We start from the raw sequence: 19,205 nt of genomic DNA, 5'->3' as shown, positions 1-19,205 counted from the left end.
GGACGAGATCAGCCCGGGCTCCGGCGCGCAGGCCCGACCCCGCGCCGGAGCCCGGGCTGATCTCGTCCGCGGCCGGCGCCAGCGTCAACCAGGCCTTCAACCTGCTCGCCAACACGGTGTCGAGCCAGAACGCGCGCAGCCTGGAAGACCTCGTCCAGGACATGCTGAAGCCGATGCTCAAGGCCTGGCTCGACGACAACCTGCCGGTGATGGTCGAGCGGCTGGTGCGCGTCGAGATCGAGCGGGTCGCCCGCGGCCGCTGAGGTCGCGCGTGTCGCCGCCCGTGTTGACGGGAGGCCCGTGACGGGTTGAAAGCGGGCTCGAAATTCTCGAGACGGACCCGCGATCGCCCGCCCATGATGGACAAGACCTTCGACCCGGCCGGCGCCGAGGCGCGCGCCAGCGCCGCGTGGACGAGCGCCGACGCGTTCCGCGCCGGGCGGCCCGACCGGGCCGGTGCCGAGCCGTACTGCATCGTCATCCCGCCGCCCAACGTGACGGGCTCGCTGCATATCGGCCACGCCCTCAACAACACGCTGCAGGACATCCTCGCCCGCTTCGAGCGGATGCGCGGCCGCGACGTGCTGTGGCAGCCGGGCATGGACCATGCCGGCATCGCCACGCAGATGGTGGTCGAGCGCCGCATGATGGAGGCGCAGGAGCCGGGCCGCCGCGAGATCGGCCGCGCGGCCTTCCTCGACAAGGTGTGGGCCTGGAAGGCGGAATCGGGCGGCGCGATCGTCTCGCAGCTGAAGCGGCTCGGCGCCTCCTGCGACTGGTCGCGCGAGCGCTTCACCATGGGCGAGCGCGGCGCGCCCGACGAGCAGATGGTCCGCGCGGTCACGAAGGTGTTCGTCGACCTGCACGCGCAGGGGCTGATCTACCGCGACAAGCGCCTCGTGAACTGGGACCCGAAGTTCCAGACCGCGATCTCGGACCTCGAGGTCCAGCAGGTCGAGGTGAAGGGCCACCTCTGGCACTTCGACTATCCGGTGGTGGACGCGGCCGGCATCGAGACGGGCGACATCATCACGGTCGCCACGACGCGCCCCGAGACCATGCTCGGCGACACCGCCGTCGCCGTCCACCCCGAGGACGAGCGCTACGCCGCGCTCGTCGGCAAGCACGTGCGCCTGCCGCTGGTCGGGCGCCTGATCCCGATCGTCGCCGACGACTATTCCGATCCCGAGAAGGGCACCGGCGCGGTCAAGATCACGCCCGCGCACGACTTCAACGACTTCGAGGTCGGCCGTCGCCACGGCTGCCGGCCGATCAACATCCTGGACAGCGAGGCGCGGATCGCACTCGACGGCAACGCCGACTTCCTGGCCGACGCGAACCCGGATGCGGAGGCGCTGGCCCTCCACGGCCTCGACCGGTTCGCGGCCCGCAAGGCCGTCGTCGCGCTGATGGAGGCGGCGGGACGCCTGCGCGAGATCGAAGCCAACACCCACGCCGTCCCGCACGGCGACCGCTCGGGCGTGGTGATCGAGCCCTACCTGACCGACCAGTGGTACGTGAACGTGAAGCCGCTGGCCGAGCGCGCGCTTCAGGCGGTGCGCGACGGGCGCACGCGCTTCGTGCCGGAGAATTCCGAGAAGACCTTCTTCCAGTGGCTCGAGAACATCGAGCCGTGGTGCATCTCGCGCCAGCTCTGGTGGGGTCACCAGATCCCGGTCTGGTACGACGCGGAGGGTGGCATCTACGTCGCCGGCAGCGAGGCGGAAGCCGAGGCGCAGGCCGCGGCCAAGCAGGGCTCGCCGGTCGCGTTGCGCCGCGACGAGGACGTCCTCGACACCTGGTTCTCCTCCGCCCTGTGGCCGTTCTCGACGCTGGGCTGGCCGGAGAAGACCGCCGAGCTCGCGCGCTACTACCCGACCAACACGCTGGTGACCGGCAAGGACATCCTGTTCTTCTGGGTCGCCCGCATGATGATGCTCGGCCTGCACGTCACCGACGAGGTCCCGTTCGACACGGTCTACCTGCACACGCTGGTGCGCGACGCCTCCGGCGCCAAGATGTCGAAGTCGAAGGGCAACGTCGTCGACCCGCTCGGGCTGATCGACCAGTACGGCGCCGACGCGCTGCGCTTCACCCTGACGGCGCTCGCCGCGCAGGGGCGCGACATCAAGCTCAGCCCGGCCCGCGTGGAAGGGTACCGCAACTTCGCGACGAAGCTCTGGAACGCCGCGCGCTTCGCCGAGATGAACGGCTGCGCCCTCGATCCCGCCTTCGATCCGAAGGCGGTGCGGGAGCCGCTGAACCGCTGGGCGCTCGGGGAGGCCGCGCGTGCCGTCGCCGAGGTCACCGCCGCTCTGGAGGCCTACCGCTTCAACGACGCGGCGGCCGCCGCCTACCGCTTCGTCTGGAACATCTTCTGCGACTGGACGATCGAGCTGGCCAAGCCCGTGCTCCAGGGCGAGGGCGTCGACCCGGCGCTGAAGGGCGAGACGCAAGCGACCATCGCCTTCCTGATCGACCAGATCGCGAAGCTGCTGCATCCGTTCATGCCGTTCCTCACCGAGGAGCTGTGGGCGATCAAGGGCGCGGCGCTGCCCGATCGCGGCCTGCTCACGCTCCAGCCCTGGCCCGACCTGTCGGGGCTGGCGGATGCCGAGGCCGAGACCGAGATCGGCTTCGTGGTCGACCTCGTCTCCGAGGTGCGCTCGGCCCGCTCCGAGACCGGGGTTCCGGCCGGCGCGCAGGTTCCGCTGGTGATCGTCGGGGCCGATGCGGCGGTGCGGGCGCGGATCGGCGCCTGGCACGACACGCTGGTGCGCCTCGCCCGCCTCTCCGAGATCGGGTTCGCCGACGCCGCGCCGAAGAACGCGGTGCAACTGCTGGTCCGCGGCAGCGTCGCGGCCCTGCCGCTGGAGGGCATCGTCGACCTCGGCGCCGAGGTGGCGCGCCTGAAGAAGGAGGCCGCCAAGGCCGAGGGCGAGATCAGGAAGCTCGACGGCAAGCTCGGGAACGCCGACTTCGTGGCGCGCGCCCCCGAGGAGGTGATCGAGGAGAGCCGCGAGCGGCGCGAGGCCGAGGCCGAGCGGCTGGCCAAGCTTCAGGAGGCGCTGGCGCGGTTGAGCGACCCGGCGTCCTGAGCCTTGCGCCGGCTGGCGAAGGCGCTGGCCGGCATCGTCGGAGCGCTCGTCCTTGCCGTGATCCTCACGGCGCGGCCGGGCGACCCGGCCCTCTATCCGCCCGCGGAGGCGGCGCCGCAGGTGATCCACGTGGTCAGCCACGGCTGGCACAGCGGGATCGCGCTTCCGGTCGCGGCGCTGACGGGGCCGGGGGCGGGGCCGGCGCTCCGCGACATCGCCGTGCGGTTCCGCGCCTACCCGACGCTCGAGTTCGGCTGGGGCGAGGCCCGGTTCTACGCGGCGACGCCGACGCTGGCGGAGTTCGACTGGCGGCTGGCGCTCGGCGCCCTGTTCACGCCCGGCGGCAGCGACGGCGTGATCCAGGTGGTCGGCCTCGACGCGAACCCACGCGCGAGCTTTCCGCACGCCGACATCCTGGCGATCCCGGTCTCGGCCGCCGGGCTGGAAAAGCTCCTCGCGCGGCTGGAAACCGGCTTCGCGCTCGCCGGCGGCCATCCGGTCGACGTCGGCCCCGGCCTCTACGGGCCGAGCCTGTTCTACCGGGGCGCAGGCCGGTTCTCCTGGACCAACGTGTGCAACCACTGGACCGCCGGCCTCGTCAACGCGGCCGGCCTGCCCGTCGCGCCGGTGCTCGCGACGCTGCCGCGCGGGCTCATCCTCGATCTCGAATGGCGCTCCGGCGCGACGGCGGTCCCGTGACGCTCGCGCCACGCTGCGCGCGCCGTCGTCGGCCCGGCGGCGTCCGGCCAACCTGTCGAAACGGTAATGCGCCCGTCACGGGCGGGTGAGGCGCCGGGCCTTAGGACAGGGTCATCGCCCGCCGAGCCGGCGGCGCCGAAGATGTCCCCGGAGACTTGTCGCATGTCCGTTCCGCAGACCCGCACCACCGCCCGCACCAGCCGCCGGGCCCTGGCCTCGGTCGCCGCCGCCGCTCTCATCGCGGGCGGCGCCCTCGGCAGCGGCTATCTGCCGGCCGCCACGCCGGCCCTCGCCCAGGCGCTGCCGCAATCCCCGATCGCCGCGCCGGAGCACCCGCCGGGCTCGTTCGCCAACATCGTCGACAAGGTGAAGCCGGGCGTCGTCTCGGTGAAGGTGAAGCTCGACGACTCCGCTTCCAGCGACGACGAGGACGGCCCGAGCGGCCAGCAGGGCCAGAACCTGCAGAACGTGCCGCCGCAGCTGCGCGAGTTCTTCAAGCGCTTCGGCCAGAACGGCCCGAACGGTGGACCGCCCGGCATGCAGCCGCAGCACCAGGGCCCGCGCGGCGCCGTCGGCTCCGGCTTCATCATCTCCGCCGACGGCTACGTCGTGACCAACAACCACGTCGTCGACCACGCCAAGACCGTGCAGGTGACGCTCGACGACGGCCGGACGCTGGACGCCAAGGTGATCGGCAAGGATTCCAAGACCGACATCGCGCTCCTGAAGATCAAGGATTCCGGCAGCTACCCCTACGTCCAATTCGGCAAGGCGGCCCCGCGGGTCGGCGACTGGGTGGTGGCGATCGGCAACCCGTTCGGCCTCGGCGGCACGGTGACCGCCGGCATCGTCTCGGCCCGCGGCCGCGACATCGGCGCCGGCCCGTACGACGACTTCCTGCAGATCGACGCGCCGATCAACAAGGGCAATTCCGGCGGCCCGACCTTCAACGTCAACGGCGAGGTCGTGGGCGTGAACACCGCCATCGCCTCGCCGTCGGGCGGCAGCGTCGGCCTCGCCTTCGCCATCCCCGCCGAGACCGTGCAGGCGGTGGTCGATCAGCTCAAGACCGACGGCAAGGTCGCCCGCGGCTATCTCGGCGTGCAGGTCCAGCCGGTGACGCAGGACATCGCCGAGGGGCTCGGCATGGCCAAGCCGAAGGGCGCCCTGATCGATCACGCCGAGGACGGCACGCCGGCGGCCAAGGCCGGCCTCAAGTCCGGCGACGTGATCGAGTCGGTCAACGGCAACCCGATCAACGACGCCAAGGAGCTGTCCCGCAAGATCGCGGGGCTGAAGCCCGGCGCCAAGGTTGAGATCGCCTATCTCCGCGGCGGCAAGTCCGACAACGCGACGATCACGCTGGGCGCGCTCCCGACCGACGGGTCGAAGGTGGCCTCCTCGGACACCGGCATGGCCGGCGGCCAGCCGCGGCTCGGGCTGAGCCTGGCGCCGGCGGCGGAGGTCGGCCTGTCCGACAGCGGCGTCGCGGTGGTCCAGGTCGATCCGGACGGCCCGGCCGCCGCCAAGGGCATCGAGCAGGGCGACGTCATCCTCGACGTGGCCGGCAAGAGCGTGACCCGCCCCTCCGAGGTCGCCGAGCAGATCCGCATGGCCGAATCCAGCGGGCGCAAGGCGGTGCTGATGCGGGTGAAGAGCAGCAAGGGCGTGACCCGCTTCGTCGCGATCTCGCTGACCAAGAACGACGGCTGATCCGACACGCGCGCCGGGGCCTCGCCCCCGGCGATCCCGATCGACCCACGCACGGCATCGGCAGGACGCGGACGCGTTCGGCCGGTGCCGTCTCGTCGTGACCGCTCGCTCGCGCCGATGGAACGGATCTTGAACCGGATCGGCCGGGGCCTGCTTCGGAATCCGTTTCCGGGCGCGCTATAGTCGGCTCCGCGAACTCCACGGGATCCGCGACCGGATGGCGAGCGTCGACCTGAACTCCGATCTCGGCGAGGGCTTCGGCGCCTATGCCTGCGGCGACGACGCGGCGATGCTCGCCATCGTCACCTCGGCCAACGTCGCCTGCGGGATGCATGCGGGCGACCCGGAGATCATGGCCGAGACCTTCGCGCGGGCGAAGGCGAACGGCGTCGCCGTGGGTGCCCATCCGGGCTTTCCCGACCTCTGGGGGTTCGGGCGGCGGCGGATGCCCTTCACCGCGCCCGAGATCGAGCGCCTCGTCGCCTATCAGATCGGCGCCGCCCAGGCGCTCGCCGCTTACGCAGGTCATCGCATCGCCTACGTGAAGGCGCACGGGGCGCTCGCCAACCTCGCAGCCGCCGAGCGCGACGTCGCCGACGCGATCGCCCGGGCCGTGCGCGCGGTCGACCGCGACCTGGCGCTGCTGGCCATCGCGCTGACGGCGCAGGTGCCGGCCGGCGAGGCGGCGGGCCTCGAGGTCCACCAGGAGATCTTCGCCGACCGGGGCTACGCCGAGGACGGCCAGCTGATCGCCCGCGGCCGGCCCGGGGCGATGATCGACGGCGCGGAGGAGGCCGCCGGCCGCGTCCTCGCCATGGTAGAGGCCGGCGCGATCGTCACCGCGCAGGGCACCCGCCTGCCGACGCCAATCCGCTCGGTCTGCGTCCACGGCGATTCCGCGCACGCGGTCGCCACCGCCCGGGCGGTGCGCGACCGGCTCGAGGGCGCCGGCATCCGCCTCGCCCCGTTCCGGGCCTGAAGAGGTGGGACCGCCTCCGCGCCTGCTCGATGCCGGGGAGGCGGCGCTCGTCGCCGAGTTCGGCAGCGCGGTCGATCCGGCGATCAACGACCGGGTGCTGGCGCTCGACGACGCCCTGCGCGCCGACCCGCCCGCCGGCCTCCACGAGACCGTGCCGACCTACCGCTCGCTGATGATGCACTACGATCCGCTCGTGCTCGATCGCGCGGCGCTTGCCGCGCGGGTCGTCGCGCTCGCGGACGCTGCCGGTGCGGGCCGGGCCGCGCCGACGCTCTGGACGCTGCCCTGCTGCTATGCCGAGACCAGCGCGGGCGAGCCCTGCGGCGAGGACGTCGCCGCCATCGCCGAGCGCACCGGCCTTTCCGCGGCGCGGGTGGCAGGCCTGCATGCGGGGGCGACCTACCGGGTCTACATGTACGGGTTCGCGCCGGGCTTCGCCTATCTCGGCGGCCTGCCGAGGGAACTGGCGGTGCCGCGCCGGGCAAAGCCCCGCCCGCCGCATCCGGCCAACGCGCTCCTCGTCGGCGGAGGGCTCGCCGCAATCGGCACCGTGCCGATGCCGACCGGCTGGTACGTCATCGCGCGGACCCCGGCCCGGCTCTACGCGCCCGAGCGCGACGAGACCTTCCCGGTCGCCGCCGGCGACCGCATCCGCTTCGCGCCGGTGGACGCCGCGACCTTTTCGGCCCTGGAGCGGCGCGCCGCAGCCGGCGAGGTCGTGGCCCGGCGCGAAGCCTATGCCGGGGACCCGGCGCCGTGAGCCCGCGCCTCGCGATCCTCGCCGCCGGGCCGAGCGTGACGCTGCAGGATGCCGGGCGCCACGGATACCTGCGCTACGGCATCACCTCTGCCGGGCCGATGGACGCGCTCGCCTTCGACACCGCCAACCGCGCCGCCGGCAACCCGCCCGGCGCCACGGCGATCGAGGTCTCGGCCGGCGGCATCACCGTCGCGGCGAAGGGCGGCCCGCTCGGCCTCGTCCTGGCGAGCACGGGCTTCCGCATCGCCCTCGACGGCCAGGCGCTGCCGGCCGCCGTCGCGCTGACGCTGGAGCCCGGCCGGACGCTCGCGGTGCGGGCGGGCTCGGCCGGGTCATGGTGCTACCTCGCGGTGTGCGGACGCATCGCCGTCGCGCCGGTGCTCGGCTCGACCGCGACCCACACCCGGTCCGGCCTCGGCGGCCTCGATGGCCGCGCGCTGGCGGCCGGCGACAGCCTCGCGATCGACGCGGCGCGCGCCGGCGCCGGCGATCCGCAGGCCCTGGTCGCGCCCTGGCTCGACCGGCCGGCCGACACGATCCGCGTCGTGCTCGGGCCGCAGGACGACGCCTTCGCGGCGGACCAGATCGCGGCGTTCCTCGACGGCCCGTGGACGGTCGCCGGGCGCGGCGACCGCATGGCCTGCTTCCTCGACGGCCCGCGCCTGACCCATGCACGCGGCCACGACATCGTCTCCGACGGCATCGCCATGGGCGCGATTCAGGTGCCGGGCGAGGGGCTGCCGATCGTGCTGATGGCCGACCGGCAATCGACCGGCGGCTACCCGAAGATCGCCACGGTGATCGGCCCCGACCTCGGGCGGCTCGCCCAGGCCCAGGCCGGCACGCGGCTGCGCTTCGCCGCGGTCTCGATCGCGGACGCCGTCGCGGCCCGCAGGGCGGAGGCCGCGTGCCTCGCGCCCGAGATTCGGGTGGAGCCGGTGGTCCGCACCGCATTCCCGTCGGAGCTGCTGCTTGGGCTCAACCTCGTGGACGGCGTCGTCGACGCACGTGGGTGATCGCTTAGGCGGTTGGACGAAGACTTGCTTGGGCGCAGCCGCATGGATCTCGATACGATCAGCTCGGTCCTCACCCCGCGGGAGCCCGGCTCGCTGCCGGGCTGGCGCGCGGGCGACGCGTGGCTCGCCGGCGGCACCTGGCTGTTCTCGGAGCCGCAGCCGCATCTCGCGCGGCTGATCGACCTCACCGCCCTGGCGCTTCCGCCGAGCGCGGCGACCGAAGCGGGCTTGAGCCTGTCGGCCACCTGCACGATCGCCGAGCTGGACCGGATCGAGCTGCCGCCCGCCTGGATCGCCGCGCCGCTCGTCGGGCAGAGCTGCCGGGCGCTGCTCGGCTCGTTCAAGATCTGGAACCGGGCGACCGTGGGCGGCAACCTCTGCCTTGCGCTGCCCGCCGGGCCGATGATCGCGCTCGCCGTGGCGCTCGACGGCGTCTGCACCATCCGCACCGGCGCGGGCGGCGAGCGCCGGATGGCGGTGGCCGAGTTCGTGCTCGGGCCGCAGGCGACCGCGCTCGCCCCGGACGAGGTCCTGCTGCGCCTCGACATGCCGGCCTCGGCCCTCAAGCGGCGCGCGGCCTTCCGCCGGATCTCGCTGAGCCCGAACGGCCGCTCCGGCGCCCTGCTGATCGGCACGCGGGACGCCGACGGCACGCGCGTCGTCACCGTCACGGCCTCGACCCGCCGCCCGGTGCGCCTCGTCTTCCCGGCGCCGCCGAGCGCCCGCGACCTCGCCGACGCGATCGCAACGCGGATCGACGACGCGCTCTGGTACGACGACGTGCACGGCGCGCCGGATTGGCGCCACCACGTCACCGGCCTGCTCGCCGAGGAGATTCGGGCCGAGCTCAGCGAGGGCGCATGAGGATCGTCGTCAACGGCCATGCCGAGGAGGTGGCGCCGCGTCCCGGCCAGTGCCTGCGCACGCTGCTGCGCGAGCAGGGCTGGTTCGGCGTCAAGAAGGGGTGCGACGCCGGCGATTGCGGCGCCTGCACGGTCCACCTCGACGGCGAGCCGATCCACAGCTGCCTGCTGCCGGCGTTCCGGGCCGAGGGGCGCAGCGTCACCACCATCGAGGGGCTGTCCGGCCCGTGCCGGCCGGGGCAGGGGGTGCCGGACCGGGCGCCGGATCGGGCGCCGGACCCGCTGCACCCGATGCAGGCGGCCTTCGTCGCGGCCCAGGGCTTTCAGTGCGGCTTCTGCACGCCCGGGATGATCATGACGGCGGCGTCCCTCGACCAGGGCCAGAAGCGCGACCTCGGCGCGGCGCTGAAGGGCAATCTCTGCCGCTGCACCGGCTACCGCGCCATCCGCGACGCCATCGCCGGCATCGCCTCGGCCGAGGCGGCGACCGCGAGCGACCCGATCGGGCGCAGCGTGCCGGCGCCCGCGGCGCCGGACATCGTGTCGGGCCGCGCCGGCTACACCTTCGACCTCGCCATGCCGGGCCTGCTGCACATGCGGGTGCTGCGCTCAGACCACGCGCACGCGCGGATCGTCGCGATCGATCGCGCGGCGGCCCTGGCGCTCCCGGGCGTCGTCGCGGTGCTCACTTATGCGGACGTGCCGAACCTGCGCTTCTCCACCGGCCGGCACGAGAACCCGGCCGACGACGCGCCCGACACCCGCGTGCTCGACGACACCGTCCGCTTCGTCGGCCAGCGCGTCGCCGCGGTGGTCGCCGAGACGGAAGCCGCGGCCGAGGCCGGCGTGTGGGCGCTCGCTATCGCCTACGAGCCGTTGCCGGCGGTGTTCGACCCGGAGGATGCGATGCGGCCCGACGCGACGCGAGTCCACGGCGGGGTCGTGTCGGGGGCGGACGCGCCGCCGCAGGCGTTCCGCGCGAACCTCGCGGCCGAGGCGCACGGCCTGGTCGGCGACGTCGAGGCGGGTTTTGCCGAGGCGCACCACATCCACGAGGGCACCTACCTCTCGCAACGGGTGCAGCACGCCCATCTCGAGACCCACGGCGCGATCGGCTGGCGGGACGCGGACGGCCGCCTCGTGATCCGCTCCTCGACGCAGGTGCCGTTCCTGACCCGCGACGCGCTCTGCACGCTGTTCGACCTCGACCGATCGCAGGTGCGGGTGATGGCGGCCCGCGTCGGCGGCGGGTTCGGCGGCAAGCAGGAGATGCTGACCGAGGATCTCGTCGCGCTGGCGGTGCTCCGCACCGGGCGCCCGGTGAAGTGGGAGCTCACCCGCCAGGAGCAGTTCACCGCCACCACCACCCGCCATCCGATGCGGGTCCGGGTAAAGCTCGGCGCGCGAGCCGACGGCACGCTCACCGCGATCCAGCTCGACGTCGTCTCGAACACCGGGGCCTACGGCAACCATGCCGGCGGCGTGCTCCACCACGGCACCAACGAGGTGATCGGCGCCTATCGCTGCCCGAACAAGCGCGTCGACGGCTACGCCGTCTACACCCACACCCTGCCGGCCGGCGCCTTCCGCGGCTACGGCCTCAGCCAGACGATCTTCGCCGTCGAATCGGCGATGGACGAGCTCGCCCGCGACCTCGGCCTCGACCCTTACGCGATGCGCCGCCGCAACGCGGTGCGGCCCGGCGACCCGATGGTCTCGACCAGCCTAGAGCCGCACGACGTCGAATACGGCAGCTACGGCCTCGACCAGTGCCTCGACCTCGCCGAGCGCGCGATGGCGGCCCCCGGCGGCGACCCGGCTCCGGAGGGCTGGCGTGTCGGCGAGGGCATGGCGATGGCGATGATCGACACGATCCCCCCGCGCGGGCATTTTTCGGACGCGCGCATCCGGCTTTCCCTGTCCGGGCCATCCGATCGCGGGTCCCTTCTCCCAGGCGGAGAGGGACAGGGTGAGGGGCGTGGCCTCTCCGGCGCGTCCTCGTCCCTCACCCCAGCCCTCCACCGCACGGGAGAGGGGGTCCGTCGCGGTGATGGCGACCCTTCCGACGGCGCCGTCTACGAGCTTCTGGTCGGCACCGCGGAGTTCGGCAACGGCACCACCACCGTGCATGCGCAGATCGCGGCCGCCGCCCTCGGCACCGCGCCGGACCGCATCCGCATCCGCGCCTCCGACACCGACGCGGTCGGCCACGACACCGGCGCCTACGGCAGCACCGGCATCGTCGTGGCGGGTCGCGCGACGCTGAACGCGGCGGAGGCGCTCGCCCGCGCGATCCTGACCCGGGCGGCGGCGCAGGCGGGCGCCGCGGACGCCGACTGCCGCCTCGAGGGCGACCACGTGATCGTTCCGGGGGGCCGCATCGCGTTGGCCGACCTCATCGCCGAGGGTCCGCTCGAAGCGGAAGGCCGGGCCGACGGCTCGCCGCGCTCGGTCGCCTTCAACGTCCAGGCGTTCCGGGTCGCCGTGCATCCGGGGACCGGCGAGGTCCGGATCCTGCGCAGCGTCCACGCGGCCGATGCCGGCCGCGTGATCAACCCGATGCAGTGCCGCGGGCAGGTCGAGGGCGGCGTCGCGCAGGCCCTCGGCGCGGCGCTGTACGAGGACGTGCGTCTCGACGAGGCCGGCCGCGTGATCACCCAGACGTTCCGGAACTACCACATCCCGGCCTGCGCCGACGTGCCGGCGACCGAGGTGCTGTTCGCCGACACCCACGACAGCATCGGCCCGCTCGGCGCGAAATCGATGAGCGAGAGCCCGTTCAACCCGGTCGCCCCGGCGCTCGCCAACGCGATCCGCGACGCGACCGGCGCGCGGCTCACCGCGACGCCGTTCGCGCCGGACCGGATCTTTCGGGATGTCGGGGCGGCCTGACCTTCAGCCCGGCACGATGCTCCGGTCGAGCACGCGGCCCTGGCCCGGCACGGACAGCACCCGGCCGTCCTCGGCGACAACCTGCCCGCGCGCGATCGTCATCACCGGCCAGCCGGTCACCGAAAACCCCTCCCAGGGGGTGTAGTCGGCGCCGTGATGGAGCGCCGCCTGCGTGATCGTCTCGCGGCGGTTTGGGTCCCACAGGGTCAGGTCGGCGTCGAAGCCGGGGCCGATCGAGCCTTTCTTCGGATACAGGCCGTAGAGCTTCGCGTGGTTCGTCGCGGTGAGCGCGGCGAACTGGTTCAGCGAGATCCGCCCCTTCGACACGCCCTCGGAGAAGAGCACCGGCAGCCGGGTCTCGATGCCGGGGATGCCGTTCGGGATCCAGCGGAAGGAGGTTCTTGCGCGCGGGTTGAGCTTGCCCTGGGGGTCGTCGTAGCGGAACGGGCAATGGTCGGAGGAGACCACGTCGAAGATCCCGCGCTGCAGGCCGGACCAGATCGCCGCCTGGCTCGCGGCATCCCGCGGCGGCGGCGAGCAGACGTACTTCGCGCCCGACATCGGGTCGTCGCCGATCCCCTTCATGTCCTCGGCCGTCAGCGTCAGGTATTGCGGGCAGGTCTCGGCATGGATCTTCAGGCCGCGCCCCTGCGCCCACGCGATCTGCTCCATCGCCTGCTCGCCCGAGACGTGGACGATGACGATCGGCAGGTCGACCAGCTCGGCATGGCTGATCGCCCGATGCGCCGCCTCGCGCTCGACCGGTTGCGGCCGCGACAGCGCATGGCCGAAGGGCCGGGTCTCCCCGGCCTTCTCCAGGCGCTCGCCGAGGTAGCGGATCGCGTCGTAGCCCTCGGCATGGACCATCACGCGGGCGCCCTCGCGCCGGGCGACCTCGAACACGTCGAGGATCTGCCGGTCGTTCAGGACCAAGTCGTCGTACGTCATGAAGACCTTGAACGAGGTGTAGCCGGCGGCGATCAGCGCCGGCAGCTCCTGCCCGAGCACCGCCTCGGTCGGGTCCGAGACGATCAGGTGGATCGCCGCGTCGACGTGGCATTGCCCCTCGGCCAGACCGCGATAGGCCTCGGCCGCCGCGCGCAGGGAGCCGCCGCGCGGCTGCAACGCGAACGGCATCACGCAGGTGTTGCCGCCGGCGGCGGCCGCCCGCGTCGCCGAGGCGAAGTCGTCGGCCATGACGATGCCGGGCCCCGAGGGCTGCGCGATGTGGACGTGGCTGTCGATGCCGCCCGGCAGCACCAGCAGCCCGGACGCGTCGATGGTCCGGGCCGCGTCCGCCACCCGCTCGGCCACCGCGACGATGCGGCCGTCGCGGATGCCGATCTCGGCACGCAGCGTGTCGGCGGCGGTGACGACGGTGCCGCCGCGGATCGCGAGATCGAAGTCGGGCATGGTTTCGCCGCCTCTCGGGTGGAACCTCGGTCCTGTCGACCGGTCCGGCCGCCCTGGCACGATGCGTGCCCGGATCGCCTCCATCCGCCCGCGAGAGTGTCCGACCCGATGTCCCCAGCGCCGCTGAACCGCTTCTCCGTCGTGCCGCTCGCGCAGATGACGCGCCGCCTCGCCGACGTGGCGTCGGGCCGGGCCGAGCCGGACCTCGTGATCGCCGGCGCGCGGGTGCTCTCGACCTATTCCGACCGCATCCTGCCCGAGCGCGAGGTCTGGATCGCGGGCGGCCGGATCGCCGCGGTGAAGCCCGCCGGCAGCCATCGCGGCGGCGCGGCGCGGTTCGATGCGGGCGGCGGGCTGATCGCGCCGGGCCTCGTCGACCCGCATCTGCACATCGAAAGCAGCATGATCACCGCCTGCGCCTACGCCGAGGCGGCACTTCTGAACGGCACGACGACGATCGTCTGCGACAGCCACGAGATCGGCAACGTGCTCGATGCCGACGGCGTCGCCTGGATGCTGGAGGATGCCCGCGCGGCGGCGCTCAACATCTACCTCACCGTGCCGAGCACGGTGCCGGCGACGACGCCTAAGCTGGAGACCTCCGGCGGCGACCTCACCGCCGAGAAGATCGCCGCCCTGTTCGACGCCTGGCCCGAGGCCTTGGGCCTGGGCGAGAAGATGGATTTCGTCGCGGTCGCCGAGGGCGATCCCCGCGCCCACGCGATCATCGCGGCTTCGCTGTCGCGCGGGCGCCCGGTCTCGGGCCACATCTACGGCCGCGACTTCGTCGCCGCCTACGCCGCGTCCGGCGTCACCGACACCCACGAGGCGATCGACCGCGACATCGCCGACGACCTGCTCGACGCCGGCATCTGGATCTTCCTGCGCGGCGGGCCGCCGACAACGCCGTGGCACTCGCTGCCGAAGGCGATCGGCACGGTGGTCGATTACGGCGCCGCCTGGAAGCGAGTCTGCTGCTGCACCGACGACCGCGACGCCGTGGACCTCCTCGCATACGGGCTCGACTGGGTGGTGCGCGAAGCGGTGCGGATGGGCATCCCGAAGCCGGCGGCCTGGTCGATGGGCTCGCTGCACCCCGCGACGCGCTACGGCCTCGACGGCGAGATCGGCGGCCTCGGTGGCGGCCGGCGGGCCGACCTCGTGCTGCTCGACGACGACCTCGTGCCGCAATCGACCTGGTACGGCGGCGAGCTGGTGGTCGAGAACCGCACGATCACGCCGCGCCTCGACGCGGCCCTGTCGCGCCCCTACCGCTACCCGGCGCGCGCCTACGCCACCGTCCACCTGCCGGTGCCGGTGCCGTCGCTGATCCCGACGCTGCCGGAAGCCCCCTGCACCGTCAACGCGATCCGCACGACGCTGCCCGGCATCGAGCTCGTCCACGAGCGCATCACGCTCGATCCCGCCGTAGACTGGCCGACGACGCTCGCCGAGAACGATCTGTGCCACGTCGCCGTGGTGGAGCGGCATGGGCTCGGCGGCCACGCCGCGCACGGGCTGCTGCGCGCCTTCGGGCTGAAGCGCGGCGCGGTGGCGAGCAGCGTCGGCCACGATTCGCACAACCTCATCGTCGCCGGGCTGAACGAGGCCGACATGCGGGTCGCGGTCGACGCCGTCGCGGCGCATCAGGGCGGGGTCTGCGTGGTCGAGGACGGCGCGGTCGTCGCGATGGTGCCGCTGCCGGTGGCGGGCCTGCTCTCGGACAAGCGCGTCGGCGCGGTCGCCGAGGAGGTCCGCGCCCTGAAGGTCGCCTGGGAGCGGGCCGGCTGCACCATCCCCTACATGGGCTTCAACCTGATCCCGCTCTCGGTGATCCCGCAGATCCGCATCACCGACAGGGGCCTGGTGCTGGTGCCGGAGATGCGCCAGGTGCCGCTGTTCGAGCCGGCCTCGGAGAGTTTCCGCCCAATCAGAGCAGGAAGTCGAGCAGCGTCCGGTTGAAGGCTTCCGCCCGCGTGACACTGTGGGCGTGGCCGCCCTCGGCCACGAGATCGAGGCGGGCCTTGGCGAGGCCGGCGGCGAGGCGTTCGGAGGCGGTGTAGGGCACCAGCACGTCGTCGCGGGCGGCCATCACCAGGGTCTCGTGCGGGATCGCGCCGAGCCGCCCGGCAAGGGTGAAGCGCTCCAGCGCGCCGATCCGCGCGAGCACCGTCTCGGGCCCGGGGAAATGCGCCAGCGCATGCGCCTCGTCCGCCGCCACCCGCGCGGCATTCTCGGACAGCCACGGGGCGGGATAGAGGAAGATCGCCTGCGCGCGGACGAAGGCCTCGGGGCCGGCATGGTTCAGGAGCGCTTTGCGGGCGGAAAAGCACCGCAGCGTCGCGGAATCGATCGCGTCCCAGCCGTTGATCACGACGATGCGCCCGACGCGCGTCGGGTGGTTGAGCGCCAATTGCAGCGCGATCAGCCCGCCGAGCGCGTGCCCGACGACGTCCGCCCTCGCGGTGCCGGTGGCGTCGAGGACCGACAGCGCGTCCTCCGCCATCGCCGCGATGTCGTGGCCGGGCTCGAGCGGGCCCTTCGAGCGGCCGGTGCCGCGATGGTCGTAGGTCAGGACGCGGAAGTGCGGATCCAGCGCGGGCATCTGCGGCGCGAAGTAGCCCGCCATCCCGCCGAGCCCCGGCGAGAGCAGGACGGTCCGCGCGCCGTCGCCGGCGACGTCGTGATGGACCGGCATCAGATCGAGGTGTCGACGGCGAGCGCGCCGACCGGCCTGCCGACATGCGCCACAGAGGCGATCTCGACCAGCGCGTCCGGCTTCACCAGCCCGCACTGGATGCAGTAGCGCGCCGGCTTCTCGCCGGGGAAGTATTCGGCATAGACCGCGTTGATCGCCGCGTAGTCGGCCCAGTCCTTGAGGAAGACGTGGTTGAAGGTCACGTCGTCCATGGTCCCGCCGGCGGCCGCGACGACGCCCTTGATCGTCTCGAGCACGTGGCGGGTCTGGGCCGAGGCGTCTCCGACATGGACGACGTTGGCGTCGGCGTCGAGCGGCAGCGTGCCCGAGACGTAGAGCACGCCGTCGGCCAGGGTTCCGGGCACGTAGGGCGCCAGCGGCTTGCCGGTGCCGGGCGGGATCACGACGGTCTTCGGCATTGTGTTCGGGACTTTCCGTTGGCGATCACTCGGCGGCTTCGGTGCGACGCGGCTCGGCACAGAGGGCCCTCTCGAAGGCCGCCACGTCCGAGACCCAGCCGAAGAACGTCTCGATGTTGAGGAGCGCGCCCTCCTGCAGGCTCGGCGGGCCGGCCTGGTGGGTGGCGTCGGCCAGCACGATGCCGAAGTATTCGAGGAAGAACCCGTCGCGCAGGGTCGATTCCACGCAGACGTTGGTGGCGATTCCGGTGAAGACCAGGGTGCGGATGCCGCGCGCCCGCAGGGTGCTGTCGAGCGCCGTGTTGTAGAAGCCGCTGTAGCGCGGCTTGCCCATGACGATGTCGCCGGGCTGCGGCTTCAGCGCGTCGACGAGGTCGTAGTCCCAGGTGCCGCGGGTCAGCAGCCGGCTGTTCAGCCCCGGCTGCCGGCGCATGGTCTTCAGCGCGTTGGATTTGTGCCAGTTCGGCGAGCCCGGCCCCCCGGCCTCGACGTAGTCGGCGTCCCATCCGTTCTGGAACCACAGCACGACGATGCCGGCCGCCCGCGCGGCCGCGACGGCGGCGGCGATGCGGCCGATCACCGGCCCGGTCTGCGACACGTCGAAGCCGGCCAGATCGAGGTAGCCGCCCTTCGTCGCGTAGGCGTTCTGCATGTCGACGACGATGAGCGCGGTGGCCTCGGGCGCGAAGGCGATCGGCTCGGGCCGCGCGGGCAGCGTCACGCCGCCGAAGCGGCCGGCGGCGTCGCGGTATCCGGCGGGCGCCTCCATCACGCGACCTCGGAGAGCGGCGCCGCAGCCGCGGCGACGTGTCGGCGGGTCTGCATCAGCGGCTGGATCTTCTGCCCGAAATCGTCGAGCCCCTTCAGGAAATCGTCGAACACCAGCAGCACCCCGCCGGTGCCGGGCACGGTCATCACCGCGTCGAGCATCCGCGCCACGCTCTCGAACGAGCCGACGAGGGTGCCCATGTTGATGTTCACCGCCGAGGTCGGGTCGGCCATCTGGCGCACGTTGGTGTCGGCGCCGGACTTCGTGTCGGCCGCGCCCTGCACGCCGAGCCAGGCGATCGCCTCCTGGTCCGCGCCCGCCTTGTAGTGCTCCCACTTGGCGTGAGCGGCGGCGTCGGTCTCGTCGGAGATCACCATGAACAGCACGTAGGAGGAGACGTCGCGGCCGGTCTTCGCCTTGGCGGCCTCGAGGCGCGCAACCGTCGGCGCGAAGGCGGTAGGGGTGTTCACGCCCTTGCCGAAGCAGAAATTGTAGTCGGCGTAGGTTGCGGTGAAGGCCATGCCGGCCTCGCTCTGGCCGGCGCAGATCACCTTCATCGCACCTTGCGGCCGCGGGCTCAGGCGGCAATCGTCCATCTGGAAGTATTGGCCCTTGAGGTCGCTGCGCCCGGTCTCCCAGAGCTCGCGCAGGATCTGCGCGTATTCCGAGAGGTACCGGTACCGGTCGGCGAAGAAGGCGTCGCCGGGCCAGAGGCCCATCTGCGAATATTCCGGCTTCTGCCAGCCCGTGATCAGGTTGAGGCCGAAGCGTCCCTCGGAGATCGAGTCGATCGTCGCGGCCATCCGCGCCGTGATCGCGGGCGGGAAGCACAGGGTCGGCGCCGTGGCGTAGAGCTTGATCCGCGAGGTGACGGCGGCGAGCCCGGCCATCAGCGTGAACGATTCGAGGTTGTGGTCCCAGAACTCGGTCTTGCCGCCGAAGCCGCGCAGCTTGATCATCGACAGGGCGAAGTCGAGGCCGTAGCCCTCGGCCTTCAACGTCACCGCCTTGTTGAGGGCGAAGCTCGGCTTGTATTGCGGAGCATTCTCGGAGAGCAACCAGCCGTTGTTGCCGATCGGGATGAAGACCCCGACATTCATCGCTGCGGCGGGTTCGTCCATCGGCCACCTCTTCCGAACGCGACCCGACCCGCTCGCGGCGGGCCCGAGACGGGGAACGGTAACCGCTCGAACCAGCCCGTCAAATCGCGGACGCGGCTCTGCACAAAATCTCCGCGGGTTGCTCAGGCGATGCGCGCGATCCGCCCAGACGGGAAGCGATCCCGGGTGCGGATCGAGCCGCCCGGATGCGCGAAACGCCGCCCGCGATCTGGTAGACCGGGCATCACGTGCCCTGCCCGATGGACGCCGCGATGCGCGAGACGCCTGCCCCGAACGCCGCCACCCCACTCCGCGCCGCCACGAACCGGGCGTCCTATCCGCGCCACGTCCCGATCGGCACGCGCTGGGCCGACAACGACGTCTACGGGCACGTCAACAACGTGGTCTACTACGCGTTCTTCGACACCGCGGTGAACGGCCTGCTGGTCGAGGCCGGCGTGCTCGACATCGCGCGATCCCCGGTGATCGGCCTCGTCGTCGAGACCGGCTGCCGCTACCACGCGCCGATCGCCTTCCCGGACGTGGTCACCGCCGGCGTGCGCGTCGCGCGGATCGGCCGGTCGAGCGTGCGCTACGAGATCGGGCTGTTCCGCGGCGACGCCGACGAGGCCGCGGCCGAGGGCTTCTTCGTGCACGTCTACGTCGACCGCGCCACCCGCCGGCCCGTCGCGTTGCCGGAGCCGCTGCGCACGGTTCTGCAAGGGTGGACCAGCGCCGCGGAGCCGTCCCTGCCGTGACACCTCCGCCCCCCCTTGCTATGGCGCG

The 19,205-nt window shown here is 72.7% G+C and carries 16 protein-coding genes; 11 read left to right on the top strand and 5 right to left on the bottom strand.

Features of this window, described 5'->3' with window-relative positions; all coding sequences use genetic code 11:
- The 9 genes from FV227_RS07840 to FV227_RS07800 form a co-directional block, all read left to right on the top strand.
- Positions 1-263, top strand: a 263-nt coding sequence (locus FV227_RS07840; RefSeq protein WP_147858694.1) for a DUF2497 domain-containing protein, incomplete at its 5' end; no start/stop codon positions are given.
- 93 nt (positions 264-356) lie between these two features.
- Entirely contained in the window at positions 357-3,098 is a 2,742-nt protein-coding gene (locus FV227_RS07835) for a valine--tRNA ligase (RefSeq protein ID WP_147858693.1), read from the top strand.
- A gap of 3 nt (positions 3,099-3,101) precedes the next feature.
- Positions 3,102-3,797, top strand: a complete 696-nt coding sequence (locus FV227_RS07830; protein WP_147858692.1) for a DUF2459 domain-containing protein — start codon at positions 3,102-3,104, stop codon at positions 3,795-3,797.
- Between the two features lie 162 nt (positions 3,798-3,959).
- Positions 3,960-5,510, top strand: a complete 1,551-nt coding sequence (locus FV227_RS07825; RefSeq protein ID WP_147858691.1) for a Do family serine endopeptidase — start codon at positions 3,960-3,962, stop codon at positions 5,508-5,510.
- A 217-nt stretch (positions 5,511-5,727) separates the two neighbouring features.
- Positions 5,728-6,489 carry a 5-oxoprolinase subunit PxpA gene (locus FV227_RS07820; RefSeq protein ID WP_147843867.1) on the top strand — a complete coding sequence of 254 codons (762 nt, stop codon included), beginning with the start codon at positions 5,728-5,730 and terminating at the stop codon, positions 6,487-6,489.
- A gap of 4 nt (positions 6,490-6,493) precedes the next feature.
- The gene (locus FV227_RS07815) at positions 6,494-7,249 is read left to right on the top strand and encodes an allophanate hydrolase subunit 1 (protein ID WP_147729887.1); all 756 of its coding nucleotides are present in this window, start codon (positions 6,494-6,496) and stop codon (positions 7,247-7,249) included.
- Complete coding sequence (locus tag FV227_RS07810) at positions 7,246-8,265, top strand: biotin-dependent carboxyltransferase family protein (RefSeq protein ID WP_147858690.1); 1,020 nt, start codon at positions 7,246-7,248, stop codon at positions 8,263-8,265. The genes FV227_RS07815 and FV227_RS07810 overlap by 4 nt, the downstream gene beginning before the upstream one ends.
- A gap of 42 nt (positions 8,266-8,307) precedes the next feature.
- Positions 8,308-9,129, top strand: coding sequence for an FAD binding domain-containing protein (locus FV227_RS07805; protein WP_147728322.1), 822 nt, complete (start codon positions 8,308-8,310; stop codon positions 9,127-9,129).
- Positions 9,126-12,020 (top strand): molybdopterin cofactor-binding domain-containing protein, encoded by a 2,895-nt coding sequence (locus FV227_RS07800; protein WP_147728321.1) that lies wholly within the window; start codon positions 9,126-9,128, stop codon positions 12,018-12,020. The genes FV227_RS07805 and FV227_RS07800 overlap by 4 nt, the downstream gene beginning before the upstream one ends.
- A gap of 3 nt (positions 12,021-12,023) precedes the next feature.
- Here FV227_RS07800 and hydA read toward each other — a convergent pair whose 3' ends face one another.
- A complete protein-coding gene (gene hydA / locus FV227_RS07795; protein WP_147858689.1) occupies positions 12,024-13,433 on the bottom strand; it encodes a dihydropyrimidinase in 1,410 nt (469 codons plus the stop codon).
- Between the two features lie 108 nt (positions 13,434-13,541).
- On the opposite strand from hydA, the gene FV227_RS07790 reads away from it, so the two are divergent.
- Positions 13,542-15,395 carry an adenine deaminase C-terminal domain-containing protein gene (locus FV227_RS07790; protein ID WP_147858688.1) on the top strand — a complete coding sequence of 618 codons (1,854 nt, stop codon included), beginning with the start codon at positions 13,542-13,544 and terminating at the stop codon, positions 15,393-15,395.
- Here FV227_RS07790 and rutD read toward each other — a convergent pair.
- The 4 genes from rutD to rutA are packed head-to-tail and all read right to left on the bottom strand — an operon-like array spanning position 15,364 to position 18,419.
- On the bottom strand, positions 15,364-16,131 hold the full coding sequence (rutD, locus tag FV227_RS07785; RefSeq protein WP_147727582.1) for a pyrimidine utilization protein D: 768 nt from the start codon (positions 16,129-16,131) through the stop codon (positions 15,364-15,366). The two genes, FV227_RS07790 and rutD, sit on opposite strands and share 32 nt — an antisense overlap.
- Positions 16,131-16,550, bottom strand: coding sequence for a pyrimidine utilization protein C (gene rutC / locus FV227_RS07780; RefSeq protein WP_147858687.1), 420 nt, complete (start codon positions 16,548-16,550; stop codon positions 16,131-16,133). Before rutC ends, rutD begins: the two co-directional genes overlap by 1 nt.
- Positions 16,551-16,575: 25 nt before the next feature.
- Positions 16,576-17,319, bottom strand: coding sequence for a pyrimidine utilization protein B (rutB, locus tag FV227_RS07775; RefSeq protein WP_147727584.1), 744 nt, complete (start codon positions 17,317-17,319; stop codon positions 16,576-16,578).
- Complete coding sequence (gene rutA, locus FV227_RS07770; protein ID WP_147842930.1) at positions 17,319-18,419, bottom strand: pyrimidine utilization protein A; 1,101 nt, start codon at positions 18,417-18,419, stop codon at positions 17,319-17,321. Before rutA ends, rutB begins: the two co-directional genes overlap by 1 nt.
- A 272-nt stretch (positions 18,420-18,691) precedes the next feature.
- On the opposite strand from rutA, the gene FV227_RS07765 reads away from it, so the two are divergent.
- Positions 18,692-19,177 (top strand): thioesterase family protein, encoded by a 486-nt coding sequence (locus FV227_RS07765; protein WP_210246704.1) that lies wholly within the window; start codon positions 18,692-18,694, stop codon positions 19,175-19,177.
- The last annotated feature ends 28 nt before the right edge of the window (positions 19,178-19,205 follow it).

Origin of the sequence: Methylobacterium sp. WL119, from assembly GCF_008039875.1 — a bacterium.
Classification (GTDB): domain Bacteria; phylum Pseudomonadota; class Alphaproteobacteria; order Rhizobiales; family Beijerinckiaceae; genus Methylobacterium.
This window is presented reverse-complemented; position numbering and strand designations above follow the sequence as displayed.